Source organism: Streptomyces sp. NPDC059895 (assembly GCF_042731035.1).
In the GTDB taxonomy this organism is placed as follows: domain Bacteria; phylum Actinomycetota; class Actinomycetes; order Streptomycetales; family Streptomycetaceae; genus Streptomyces.
Genome location: NZ_JBHWKO010000052.1, coordinates 1 through 11,845 on the forward strand (window position 1 = coordinate 1; position 11,845 = coordinate 11,845).

The 11,845-nt window shown below is 73.0% G+C and carries 10 protein-coding genes and 1 pseudogene; 8 read left to right on the top strand and 3 right to left on the bottom strand.

Annotated elements, in window-relative coordinates:
* The 4 genes and pseudogenes from ACFV9M_RS35995 to ACFV9M_RS36010 all read left to right on the top strand — a co-directional run.
* Positions 1-161: pseudogene (locus ACFV9M_RS35995) on the top strand (4-hydroxy-3-methylbut-2-en-1-yl diphosphate synthase); the annotation flags it as partial.
* Positions 162-513: 352 nt separating this feature from the next.
* Positions 514-1,362: a GNAT family N-acetyltransferase gene (locus tag ACFV9M_RS36000; protein WP_385074957.1), complete on the top strand. Its 849-nt coding sequence runs from the start codon at positions 514-516 to the stop codon at positions 1,360-1,362.
* Between the two features lie 110 nt (positions 1,363-1,472).
* Positions 1,473-2,009, top strand: coding sequence for a GNAT family N-acetyltransferase (locus tag ACFV9M_RS36005; RefSeq protein ID WP_385074960.1), 537 nt, complete (start codon positions 1,473-1,475; stop codon positions 2,007-2,009).
* Between the two features lie 108 nt (positions 2,010-2,117).
* A complete protein-coding gene (locus ACFV9M_RS36010) occupies positions 2,118-3,821 on the top strand; it encodes a proline--tRNA ligase (protein ID WP_385074962.1) in 1,704 nt (567 codons plus the stop codon).
* 281 nt (positions 3,822-4,102) lie between these two features.
* Here the strand turns inward: ACFV9M_RS36010 and ACFV9M_RS36015 are convergent, their stop codons facing one another.
* The 3 genes from ACFV9M_RS36015 to ACFV9M_RS36025 form a co-directional block, all read right to left on the bottom strand.
* On the bottom strand, positions 4,103-5,017 hold the full coding sequence (locus ACFV9M_RS36015) for an aminoglycoside phosphotransferase family protein (RefSeq protein ID WP_385074964.1): 915 nt from the start codon (positions 5,015-5,017) through the stop codon (positions 4,103-4,105).
* A gap of 305 nt (positions 5,018-5,322) precedes the next feature.
* Positions 5,323-5,841 carry a ferritin-like domain-containing protein gene (locus ACFV9M_RS36020; protein WP_385074967.1) on the bottom strand — a complete coding sequence of 173 codons (519 nt, stop codon included), beginning with the start codon at positions 5,839-5,841 and terminating at the stop codon, positions 5,323-5,325.
* Entirely contained in the window at positions 5,838-6,407 is a 570-nt protein-coding gene (locus tag ACFV9M_RS36025; protein ID WP_385074970.1) for a hypothetical protein, read from the bottom strand. The genes ACFV9M_RS36020 and ACFV9M_RS36025 overlap by 4 nt, the downstream gene beginning before the upstream one ends.
* A 246-nt stretch (positions 6,408-6,653) precedes the next feature.
* Here ACFV9M_RS36025 and rimP point away from each other — a divergent pair, with 246 nt between their 5' ends.
* From rimP to infB, 4 genes are all read left to right on the top strand, one after another.
* Positions 6,654-7,163: a ribosome maturation factor RimP gene (gene rimP / locus ACFV9M_RS36030; RefSeq protein WP_385074972.1), complete on the top strand. Its 510-nt coding sequence runs from the start codon at positions 6,654-6,656 to the stop codon at positions 7,161-7,163.
* Between the two features lie 2 nt (positions 7,164-7,165).
* Positions 7,166-8,152 (top strand): transcription termination factor NusA, encoded by a 987-nt coding sequence (gene nusA / locus ACFV9M_RS36035; RefSeq protein ID WP_385074974.1) that lies wholly within the window; start codon positions 7,166-7,168, stop codon positions 8,150-8,152.
* Positions 8,153-8,253: 101 nt separating this feature from the next.
* Positions 8,254-8,550, top strand: a complete 297-nt coding sequence (locus tag ACFV9M_RS36040; protein WP_385074976.1) for a YlxR family protein — start codon at positions 8,254-8,256, stop codon at positions 8,548-8,550.
* Between the two features lie 147 nt (positions 8,551-8,697).
* Positions 8,698-11,808 (top strand): translation initiation factor IF-2, encoded by a 3,111-nt coding sequence (gene infB, locus ACFV9M_RS36045; RefSeq protein ID WP_385102643.1) that lies wholly within the window; start codon positions 8,698-8,700, stop codon positions 11,806-11,808.
* The last annotated feature ends 37 nt before the right edge of the window (positions 11,809-11,845 follow it).

Below are 11,845 nucleotides of genomic sequence, written 5' to 3' on the forward strand. Positions count from 1 at the left end.
GCAACGGCAAGGGCCAGATCTTCGTCAAGGGCGAGGTCATCAAGACCGTCCCCGAGTCCAAGATCGTCGAGACCCTCATCGAGGAGGCCATGAAGCTGGCCGAGCAGATGGAGGCGGCCGGCATCACCTCCGGCGAGCCGTCGGTGTCGGTCGCGGGCTGACCGACCGGGCCAGCCCGCCACCTTCGGAGCGCCGGCCGGGCAATACAGCCCTGTTCCCGCGTTCGGGGACGAGGCCCGTCACTTTTCGAGCGCCGGCCGGGCAATACAGCCCTGTTCCCGCGTTCGGGGACGAGGCCCGTCACCTTCCGAGCGCCGGCCGGGCAATACAGCCCGTCCGGCGTTTGAGGACGAGGCCCTTTCAGGGCCGAAGCGGGGGTCCGGGGGCGGCAGCCCCCGAGGACGGTTCGGCGCCCGACGGCCCCAGGCCAAGGAGCCGAACCGCAGGGCGCACTGCCCAGCTTCCGCAGGTACAGTGCGGAGATCAGGCAGACCCCAGTGTGAGGCCCCGCACTTGTTGACGCAGACCACCTCCCGGGTCCTCGAACCGAGCGACCTGGACGCCGCGCTCGCCGTTCTCGACCGCGAGCCGGTCACGAACGCCTTCGTGACCTCCCGTGTGCAGGTCGCCGGCCTGGACCCGTGGCGGCTGGGCGGTGAGATGTGGGGCTGGTACGAGGACGGCATGCTGACGTCCCTGTGCTACGCCGGCGCCAACCTGGTCCCCATCTGCGCCACCCCCCGCGCCGTACGCGCCTTCGCCGAGCGCGCCCGCCGGGCCGGCCGCCGCTGCTCCTCCGTCGTCGGCCCCGCCGAACCCACCGCCCAGCTGTGGCGGCTGCTCGAACCCCACTGGGGCCCGGCCCGCGAGGTCCGCGCCCGCCAGCCCCTCATGGTCACCGACCGCATGCCCGCCGACATCCCCCCGGATCCCTACGTCCGCCGCATCCGCAAGGACGAGATGGAAACGATCATGCCGGCGTGCGTGGCCATGTTCACCGAGGAGGTCGGCGTCTCCCCGATGGCCGGCGACGGCGGACTGCTCTACCAGGCCCGGGTCGCCGAACTCGTCGGCTCCGGACGCTCGTTCGCCCGCCTCGACGACCGGGGCAGGGTCGTCTTCAAGGCGGAGATCGGCGCGGCGACCCCGCAGGCCTGCCAGATCCAGGGCGTGTGGGTGGCTCCCGAGTACCGGGGCAGAGGCCTGGCGGCCCCCGGCATGGCGGCGGTCCTGCGCTACGCCCTGGCGGACGTGGCCCCGGTGGTGAGCCTGTACGTGAACGACTTCAACACGGCGGCCAGAAGGACGTACCGGAGGGTGGGGTTCCAGGAGACAGGCGCTTTCATGAGCGTGCTGTTCTAGCGCGCTGTTGTACCGGGCCGCGGCCGTGCTGTTCTAGCGGGCCGCGGCCTCTCGGCGTCCGACGAACCCGCGCCCCGCGGACGGCGGAACCTCCCCTGTAGTCTCCCGTCATGGACCTCGTCATCGGCCCCTTGGACCTCACAGCCCACGTGGACGAGGCCTTGGCCGTCCAAGCCGTCGCCTTCGGACTGGGCCCGGACGAAGTGGCCGTCCGCCGACAGATCGTCCTGCGTCACATGGCGTACCCCGGAGCGAGGGCTCTCGGCGCCACGGCCGACGGCAGACTCGTCGGGTTCGTGTACGGCATGCCGAACGACCGCACCCACTGGTGGTCCACCGTCGTCGAGCCCTACCTCCGCGCCCAGGGGAACGACGCCTGGCTCGACGACTCCTTCGTCATCACGGAACTCCACGTCCACCCCGCCCACCAGAACCGCGGCGCGGGCCGCGCCCTGATCACCACCATCACCGACAACGCCACGGAACCCCGCTCGATCCTCTCCGCGATCGACACCGAAAGCCCCGCCCGAGCCCTCTACCGCTCCCTCGGCTACCAGGACCTGGCCCGCCGCGTCCTCTTCCCCAGCGCCCCCCGCCCGTACGCGGTGATGGGCGCCCCCCTGCCGCTGCGCCGCCCGCACGGCTGACGGATTTCCGGCCACCCAGGGCTCCCGGCTAACCTCCTAGCCATCACCCTCCCGCGCTCTCGGCTCCGCCCGAGCGGGGGACCCCCATCCGGCAGGAGTACGAGAACCATGGCGAACGCACCGGTCCAGCGCATGTCCCAGTTGATGGCGAAGACCCTGCGCGACGACCCCGCCGACGCCGAGGTCCTCAGCCACAAGCTCCTCGTCCGCGCCGGCTACGTGCGCCGCACCGCCGCCGGCGTCTGGACCTGGCTGCCCCTGGGCAAGAAGGTCCTCGCCAACGTGGAGCGCATCGTCCGGGAGGAGATGGACGCGATCGGCGCCCAGGAGGTACTGCTCCCCGCCCTGCTGCCGAAGGAGCCGTACGAGGCGACCGGCCGCTGGGACGAGTACGGCCCGGAGCTGTTCCGGCTGAAGGACCGCAAGGGCGGCGACTACCTCCTCGGCCCGACCCACGAGGAGATCTTCACCCTGATCGTGAAGGACCAGGCGTCCTCCTACAAGGACCTGCCGGTCATCCTCTACCAGATCCAGACCAAGTTCCGGGACGAGGCCCGCCCCCGCGCCGGCATCCTGCGCGGCCGCGAGTTCCTGATGAAGGACTCCTACTCCTTCGACACCGAGGACGAGGGCCTCGCCCAGTCCTACGCCCTGCACCGCCAGGCCTACCAGAAGGTGTTCGAGCGCCTCGGCCTCGACTACCGCATCTGCGCCGCCACCGCCGGCGCCATGGGCGGCTCCAAGTCGGAGGAGTTCCTCGCCCCGGCCGGCGCCGGCGAGGACACCTTCGCGGACTGCCCGAACTGCGACTTCGCCGCCAACACCGAGGCGATCACCTACGAGCTGAAGCCGGTCGACGCCGACGGCGTGCCCGCCCTCGAGGAGATCCCGACCCCGGACACCCCGACCATCGAGACCCTCGCCGCCTCCCTCGGCGTCCCGGCCTCCGCCACCCTGAAGAACCTCCTCGTCAAGGTCGACGGCGAGATCGTCGCCGTCGGCGTCCCCGGCGACCGCGAGGTCGACCTGGACAAGGTCGAGGCCCACTTCGCCCCGGCCACCGTCGAGTTGGTCACCGCCGAGGACTTCGTGGGCCGCCCGGACCTGGTCCGCGGCTACGTCGGTCCGCAGGGCCGCCAGGAGAAGCTGAAGTACATCGCCGACCCGCGCGTGGCCCCCGGCACCGCCTGGATCACCGGCGCCAACAAGGAGCACACGCACGCGAAGAACGTCGTCGCGGGCCGTGACTTCGAGGTCGACGCGTACGTCGACGTCGTGGTCGTGCGGGAGGGCGACCCCTGCCCGAACTGCGGCACCGGCCTCAAGCTGGACCGCGCCATCGAGATCGGCCACATCTTCCAGCTCGGCCGCAAGTACGCCGACGCCCTCAAGCTGGACGTCCTCGGCCAGAACGGCAAGCCGGTCCGCGTCACCATGGGCTCCTACGGCATCGGCGTCTCCCGCGCCGTCGCCGCCCTCGCCGAGCAGACCGCCGACGACAAGGGCCTGTGCTGGCCCGCCGAGGTCGCCCCGGCCGACGTGCACGTCGTCGCCGCCGGCAAGGCCCTCCAGACCGAACTCGCCCTCGACGTCTCCGAGAAGCTGCGGGCGGCCGGTCTGCGCGTCCTGGTCGACGACCGGGCCGGTGTCTCCCCGGGCGTCAAGTTCACCGACTCCGAGCTGATCGGCGTACCGAAGATCCTCGTCGCGGGCCGCCGCTCGGCCGAGGGCGTGCTGGAGCTGAAGGACCGCCGCACCGGTGAGCGCGAGGAGCTGACGGTGGACGAGGCGCTCGCCCGCCTCACCGCCTGACGGCCGAGCCCGCCCGGGACCCGGGGTGCCACCACGGCACCCCGCCCCTGGGCCGGCCCTCCGGCCGCCCTCACGCCCGGGCCGGTACTGCGGCGCTCTCGTGCTCGGGCCGGTCCTGCGGGCATCCTCGCGCTTGGGCCGGTCCTCCGGCCGCCCCCGCCCCCGGGCCGGCCCTCCGGCCACTCTCACGCCCGGGTCTCGGCTCTCCGGCCGCCCCCGCCCCCGGGCCGGCCCTCCGGCCGCCCCCGCTCCCGCCCCCCGTGCCCCGGCCGTCACTCCGCCTAGAGCCAGCCGGCGAACTCCAGCAGCAACTCCGCGTCCCGGGCGCGGCCCACCCGTCGGGCCCGCAGTCCGGACTCCACCGCACGGAAGAGCGTCCAGCCGCGCAGCCGCTCCCGGTCCACCTCCAGCGACTCCGCGAGCCGTTTCACGCGCCGCCGGGTGGTCGCCGCCCCGGACGGGGAGGCGATCAGGTCCTCCACCCGGTCCCGGACCAGCCGGGCCAGGTCGAAGGCGCACTCGCCGACCACCGGATCCGGCCCCACGGCCAGCCACGGCATCCGCTCACCGGACAGCACCTTGCTCTGCCGGAACGTGCCGTGCAGCAGCCGGTGCTCGGGCGGCGCCACGAGCAGCTCCGCACGGGCCGCGAGCGCCGCGTCGACCAGCGGGACCACCTCGGCGTCGGCACTCGCCCGCATCGCCTCCGCCTGCCGCCCGGTCCGCTCGGCCACCGTCTCGAACACCCGCCCGCCGGCGCCGGCGTCGTCGTCGGCGGGAGGCTCGACCCACAGCCGCCGCAGCGTGCCCGCCGCCTCCAGCAGCGCCTTGGCCTCCGGCAGCGACCGCACCGACACATCGGGATGCAACCGCTCCAGCAGCAGCACCCCCTCCGTCACAGGCCCCTCCAGCAGCAGGACGGCACCCAGGCCGCCCCAGTGCGCGAGCGCCGCCCGCTCGGCCTCGGGCCGGGAACGGGGCGGGGCCAGCTTCAGCACGGCCGGGGTCCCGTCGGCGCACCGCACCAGCACCACCAGACTGCTGCGCCCGCCCGGCACCTGCACCCGCTCGACGGTCAACCCGCGTAGAGAGACGGCCTGGCGGGCCGCCTCCGGCAGCTTCTCCAGCCAGTCGTCACCGTCCGGTGCGGTCTCACCGAGCGCCCTGACCAGACGCCGCGGCGGTTCGAAAGCCATGCGCGATTCGTCCCTTCCCTGCTCCTGGTCCTGCCCTGGTCCTGCCCTGGTCCTGCTCCTGGTGCTGCCCTGGTGCTGCCCTGGTGCTGCCCTGGTCCTGCTCCTGCCATGGTCCGTTCCGCCGTGTGCCGGCCGGCCCGCCGCCGGACCCGCCGGTGTGGCTGTGGCTGTGGCTGTGGCTGTGACTGTGCCGGTGCCCGCGGCCCCCGCCTCCGCCGTCTTCGACGTGTCCGGACGCCTCCCGGCGTCTCCACGTCTGCCTCAAGTGTCCTGACGTCTCCGCTCGCGCCCGCTCCGCCCGACGATCAGGCCGTCGGGGCCGCCCGCCCCGCCTCCGTGGCCGACGGCCCGGCGCCGGTCGCGGCCGGGTCCCCGGCCGTGGCGGACCGCTCCGCGAGACCAGGGAAGGCTACGCTCCCGCCCCGCCAGCGCACCGCCCGCACCGCCGCCTCCCGCAGCGCCCCGGCCGCCTCCCGGCGCCGTGCGTCCCCGGTGGCCCGCACCAGGTCGGAGTAGACCCCGGCCACCCGTTCCTCCAGCTCGGCGGCGAGCCGCACCGCCGCCACCGCGTCCTCCACCGCGAACGGCAGGGCGTACGCGGCGCTCGCCGCGACCGGCTCCGCGCCCAGGTCACGCACCTCGCGCGCCAGCGCGTCCCGCCGGGCCCGGTGCGCGTCGTACGCCGTCTGTGCCTCCGTGCGCCGCCCCTCGCGGACCCGGCCGCCGACGACCCCGTACCCGTACACCGCCGCGTGCTCGGCGGCCAGCGCCGCCTGGAGCGCCGCCAGCTCCTCGCTGTCCCGGTCGTTCTTCCGCCCGCTCATCGGGCCCCCTCCGTCAGCAGGTACGCGTGCGCGGCACCGGCCGCCGCCACCGAGGCCAGCAGCCGGGCCACTTCGCCCGGAACGTCCGCCAGGGCCGCGACCCGCTGATCGGCGAGCGCGCGCTCCGCGCCGGCGAGGTCGGCGAGCGCGTCGCCCTCGGTCAAGGGAACGGCGGACGGGGAGGACGCCCCGGACGCCGACGCGGAAGGGGACGCGGCGGAAGAAGCGGCAGCGGAGGCGGAGGGAGAAGCCGAAGGGGAGGCCGACCGCCCGGCGGCGCCCCCGAACGCCGTCATGTGCTCCACGACCTCCGCCCGCAGCGGCGCCAGCTGCCCCACCAGCGTCGGATGGACGGAGAGGACGGCGTCGTACCGCGCCACCAGCCCCGCGCTGTCCCGCGCCGCACGCGCGCGTGCCCGCTCCGCGACCGACGGGCTGCCGTCCGAGCCGTCCCCGCCGGAGTCCTCCGAGGAGCAGCTCGCCAGCACGGCGGCCCCGACGGCCGAGACGAGCAGCATTCTTCTGCGCGGACCCGAGAGGGTGCGCGGCGGCGGGGGGAACGGCACGGCAGACGTCCTCGGGGAACTCGTACGACAGAAACACCGATCACGGGTGGGCATGCCCGTGATCACCGTACCCGCGCACCCGCCCGGCACCACTCATCGGCACCTGCCCCACCCCGGTGGCCGCACGGCGCGCGGGGCGGCGCGGGCCCGCTCACGGTGGACGGCAACACCCCCCGCGACCGGATACCCTTTGACCAGACACGCGATCCATCCCACAACAGCACACGCGGCCGAGGAGTCACCCGGATGAGCACCACCCAGAGCGAGAGGCTGCGAGAACTGCTGGAACCGCTCGTCACCTCCCAGGGTCTGGATCTCGAAGAAATCGCCGTGGACTCCGTCGGACGCAAGCGCGTGCTGCGCGTCGTCGTCGACTCCGACAGCGGAGCGGACCTGGACCAGATCGCCGATGTGAGCCGCGCGCTCTCGGCGAAGCTCGACGAGACGGACGCGATGGGCGAGGGCGAGTACACCCTCGAGGTCGGCACCCCGGGCGCGGAGCGCGCCCTCACCGAACACCGCCACTACGTACGGGCCACCGACCGCCTGGTGCGGTTCCAGCTCCACGACGACGGCGAACTCGTCGCCCGCATCCTCACCGTGGACGACGACGGCCTCGACGTCGAGGTACCGGGAGTGAAGGGCCGCAAGGCCACCACCCGCAGACTCGCCTTCGACGCCATCGACCGGGCCCGCGTCCAGGTCGAGTTCAACCGCAAGGACAAGAAGGACATGAAGGAAGAGGAGGAGGCGTAGCCGTGGACATCGACATGAGCGCCCTGCGGGGCTTGGTGCGGGAGAAGGAGATCTCCTTCGACCTGCTGGTCGAGGCGATCGAGTCGGCCCTCCTCATCGCCTACCACCGCACCGAGGGAAGCCGCCGCCACGCGCGCGTGGAGCTGAACCGGGAGACCGGTCACGTGACCGTGTGGGCGAAGGAGGACCCCGAGGACCTCGAGGAGGGGCAGCAGCCCCGCGAGTTCGACGACACCCCGTCCGGGTTCGGCCGCATCGCCGCCACCACGGCCAAGCAGGTGATTCTGCAGCGCCTGCGCGACGCCGAGGACGACGCGACCCTCGGCGAGTACGCCGGCCGTGAGGGCGACATCGTCACCGGAGTGGTCCAGCAGGGCCGCGACCCGAAGAACGTGCTCGTCGACATCGGCAAGCTGGAGGCCATCCTGCCGGTGCAGGAGCAGGTCCCCGGCGAGACCTACCCGCACGGCCTGCGCCTGCGGTCGTACGTCGTCCGCGTGGCGAAGGGCGTGCGCGGGCCGTCCGTGACGCTCTCGCGCACCCACCCCAACCTCGTGAAGAAGCTCTTCGCCCTGGAGGTGCCGGAGATCGCCGACGGATCCGTCGAGATCGCCGCCATCGCCCGCGAGGCCGGCCACCGCACGAAGATCGCGGTCCGTTCCACCCGTTCGGGCCTGAACGCCAAGGGCGCCTGCATCGGCCCCATGGGCGGACGTGTGCGCAACGTCATGGGCGAACTGAACGGCGAGAAGATCGACATCGTCGACTGGTCGGACGACCCGGCCGAGATGGTGGCGAACGCGCTGTCACCCGCCCGGGTGTCGAAGGTGGAGGTCGTCGACATGGCGGCCCGCTCCGCCCGAGTGACCGTGCCGGACTACCAGCTCTCCCTGGCGATCGGCAAGGAAGGGCAGAACGCCCGGCTCGCCGCCCGTCTCACCGGCTGGCGGATCGACATCCGGCCGGACACCGAGCAGGCCGGGGAATAGATCTCGGCCGGTGGCCGTTGAGATCACGACAGTTCTTGCACGGTAACTGTGCGATTCCGGCCCCAAAGGGGTGGGGTCGCTACGGGGAGGTAGACTTAACTGTGTCTGGCCGGACGCACACCCGAACATGCCCTGAGCGCACCTGCGTGGGGTGCCGGGAGCGGGCGGCCAAGACGGAGCTGCTGCGCATCGTGGCGATCGAGGACGCATGCGTCCCCGATCCTCGCGGTACGCTGCCCGGCCGGGGTGCGTACGTGCACCCCGCCCCGGTCTGTCTCGACCAGGCGGTACGCCGTCGAGCGTTCACGAGGGCTTTGCGCGCCCCGGGAGCGCTCGAGACAAAGGCGTTGCGCCGGTACGTCGAGCAGACGACAGTTGCCGATCAGGCAACACCGTAAGAAGCGTCGCGCGGAACCCCCGTGCGGCTCTGGTACCCCGCGAGTTGGAAGTAGGTCGAGATTGCGATGAGCACTCGATGAGCACGCGATGAGTACGCCCATGAAGTAGCGACGGTCCGGACGCAACCCGGACCTCAAAGGAGCGAAGTGGCTAAGGTCCGGGTATACGAACTCGCCAAGGAGTTCGGTGTGGAGAGCAAGGTCGTCATGGCCAAGCTCCAAGAACTCGGTGAATTCGTCCGTTCGGCGTCTTCGACGATCGAAGCGCCTGTCGTACGCAAACTGACTGACGCCTTCCAGGGTGGCGGTGGCGGCAGGTCCGCCAAGCCCGGCGCCCCGCGCAAGGCTGCCCCCAAGCCCGCCGCGCCGTCCCCGGCGCAGGCGGCTCGTCCGGGTCCGGCCGCACCGCGTCCGGCTGCCCCCAAGCCCCCGGCGCCCCAGCAGCCCGCGGCTCCCGCCGCCCCGGCTGCCTCGTCGGCTCCGTCGGCGCCCGCGCCGTCGGCTTCCGCGCCGTCGGCTTCCGGCCCGCGTCCGGGCCCCCGGCCCGCGCCGCGTCCGGCCCCCGCCGCCCCGGAGTTCACCGCTCCGCCGTCGGCCCCGGCCGCGCAGAAGCCCGCCGGACAGGGTCCGCGCCCCGGCGCCCCCAAGCCCGGTGGCCGTCCCGCCCCCGGCCAGGGTCAGCAGGGCGGTCAGGCCCCGCGTCCGGCCGCCGCGCAGGGTCCGCGCCCCGGTGGCGCCGGAGCCCCGCGTCCGGGCGCCCGTCCGGCCGGTCCCCGTCCGGGCAACAACCCCTTCACCTCCGGCGGCAACGCCGGTATGGCCCGTCCGCAGGCCCCCCGTCCGCAGGGCGGTCCCGGCGGTCCGCGTCCCGGCGGCGCTCCGGGCGCCGGTCCCCGTCCCCAGGCCCCCGGTGGCCAGGGCGGCGGTCCGCGTCCGCAGGCTCCGGGCGGTCCCCGCCCGTCGCCGGCCGGCATGCCCCGCCCGCAGGGCGGTCCCGGCGGTCCCGGCGGCCCGCGTCCCGGCGGCCCGCGTCCGAACCCCGGCATGATGCCGCAGCGTCCGGCTGCCGGCCCCCGCCCCGGCGGCGGCGGCCCCGGCGGTCGCGGTCCCGGCGGCGCCGGTCGTCCCGGTGGCGGCGGCGGTCGTCCGGGCGGCGGCGGCTTCGCCGGCCGTCCCGGTGGCGGCGGTGGCGGCGGCTTCGCCGGCCGTCCCGGCGGTCCCGGTGGCGGCGGTGGCGGCGGCTTCGCCGGCCGTCCCGGCGGTCCGGGCGGTGGCGGCGGTGGCCGTCCCGGCTTCGGCGGTCGTCCCGGCGGTCCCGGTGGCCGCGGCGGCACGCAGGGTGCCTTCGGCCGTCCGGGTGGTCCCGCGCGCCGTGGCCGCAAGTCGAAGCGGCAGAGGCGCCAGGAGTACGAGGCCATGCAGGCCCCGTCGGTCGGCGGCGTGATGCTGCCTCGCGGCAACGGCGAGACCATTCGCCTGTCGCGCGGTGCGTCGCTCACCGACTTCGCGGAGAAGATCAACGCCAACCCGGCGTCGCTCGTCGCGGTCATGATGAACCTCGGCGAGATGGTCACCGCGACCCAGTCCGTCTCCGACGAGACCCTGGAACTCCTCGCCGGCGAGATGAACTACACGGTTCAGATCGTCAGCCCGGAGGAGGAGGACCGCGAGCTCCTCGAGTCCTTCGACATCGAGTTCGGCGAGGACGAGGGCGACGAGGAGGACCTGGTGGTCCGCCCGCCGGTCGTCACCGTCATGGGTCACGTCGACCACGGAAAGACCCGCCTGCTCGACGCCATCCGCAAGACGAACGTCATCGCGGGCGAGGCCGGTGGCATCACTCAGCACATCGGTGCCTACCAGGTCGCGACCGAGGTCAACGACGAAGAGCGCAAGATCACCTTCATCGACACCCCGGGTCACGAGGCGTTCACCGCCATGCGTGCCCGTGGTGCGAAGTCGACCGACATCGCGATCCTGGTCGTCGCGGCCAACGACGGCGTCATGCCGCAGACGGTCGAGGCGCTCAACCACGCCAAGGCGGCCGACGTCCCGATCGTCGTCGCGGTCAACAAGATCGACGTCGAGGGCGCCGACCCGACCAAGGTGCGCGGTCAGCTGACCGAGTACGGCCTGGTGGCCGAGGAGTACGGCGGCGACACCATGTTCGTCGACATCTCCGCCAAGCAGGGTCTGCACATCGACTCGCTGCTGGAGGCCGTGATCCTCACGGCCGACGCCTCGCTCGACCTGCGGGCCAACCCGAACCAGGACGCGCAGGGCATCTCGATCGAGTCCCGCCTCGACCGCGGCCGCGGTGCCGTGGCGACGGTCCTCGTCCAGCGAGGCACGCTGCGGGTCGGCGACACGATGGTCGTGGGCGACGCCTACGGTCGTGTGCGCGCCATGCTCGACGACAACGGCAACAACGTGGCCGAGGCCGGCCCGTCGACGCCGGTCCAGGTCCTGGGCCTGACCAACGTCCCGGGTGCGGGCGACAACTTCCTCGTCGTCGACGAGGACCGTACGGCCCGCCAGATCGCCGAGAAGCGTGCGGCCCGCGAGCGCAACGCGGCCTTCGCCAAGCGCACGCGCAGGTTCTCCCTGGAGAACCTGGACGCGGCTCTGAAGGCCGGCGAGGTCCAGCAGCTGAACCTGATCATCAAGGGTGACGCTTCCGGTTCCGTCGAGGCACTCGAGTCCTCGCTGCTCCAGCTGGACGTCGGCGAAGAGGTCGACATCCGCGTCCTGCACCGCGGCGTCGGTGCGGTCACGGAGTCCGACATCGACCTGGCGATGGGCTCGGACGCCATCGTGATCGGCTTCAACGTGCGCGCGGCCGGCCGTGCGCAGCAGATGGCCGAGCGCGAGGGCGTGGACGTCCGCTACTACTCGGTCATCTACCAGGCGATCGAGGAGATCGAGGCGGCCCTGAAGGGCATGCTGAAGCCGGAGTACGAGGAGGTCGAGCTCGGCACGGCGGAGATCCGCGAGATCTTCAAGTCGTCCAAGCTGGGCAACATCGCCGGTGTCCTCATCCGCTCGGGCGAGGTCAAGCGCAACACCAAGGCGCGCCTCATCCGCGACGGCAAGGTCATCGCGGAGAACCTCAACATCGAGGGCCTGCGTCGCTTCAAGGACGACGTCACCGAGATCCGCGAAGGGTTCGAGGGCGGTATCAACCTCGGCAACTTCAACGACATCAAGATCGACGACGTCATCGCGACGTACGAGATGCGGGAGAAGCCGCGGGTGTGACCACCCGAGGTGCGCGCCGGCCGGCAGGGTCCGTCCC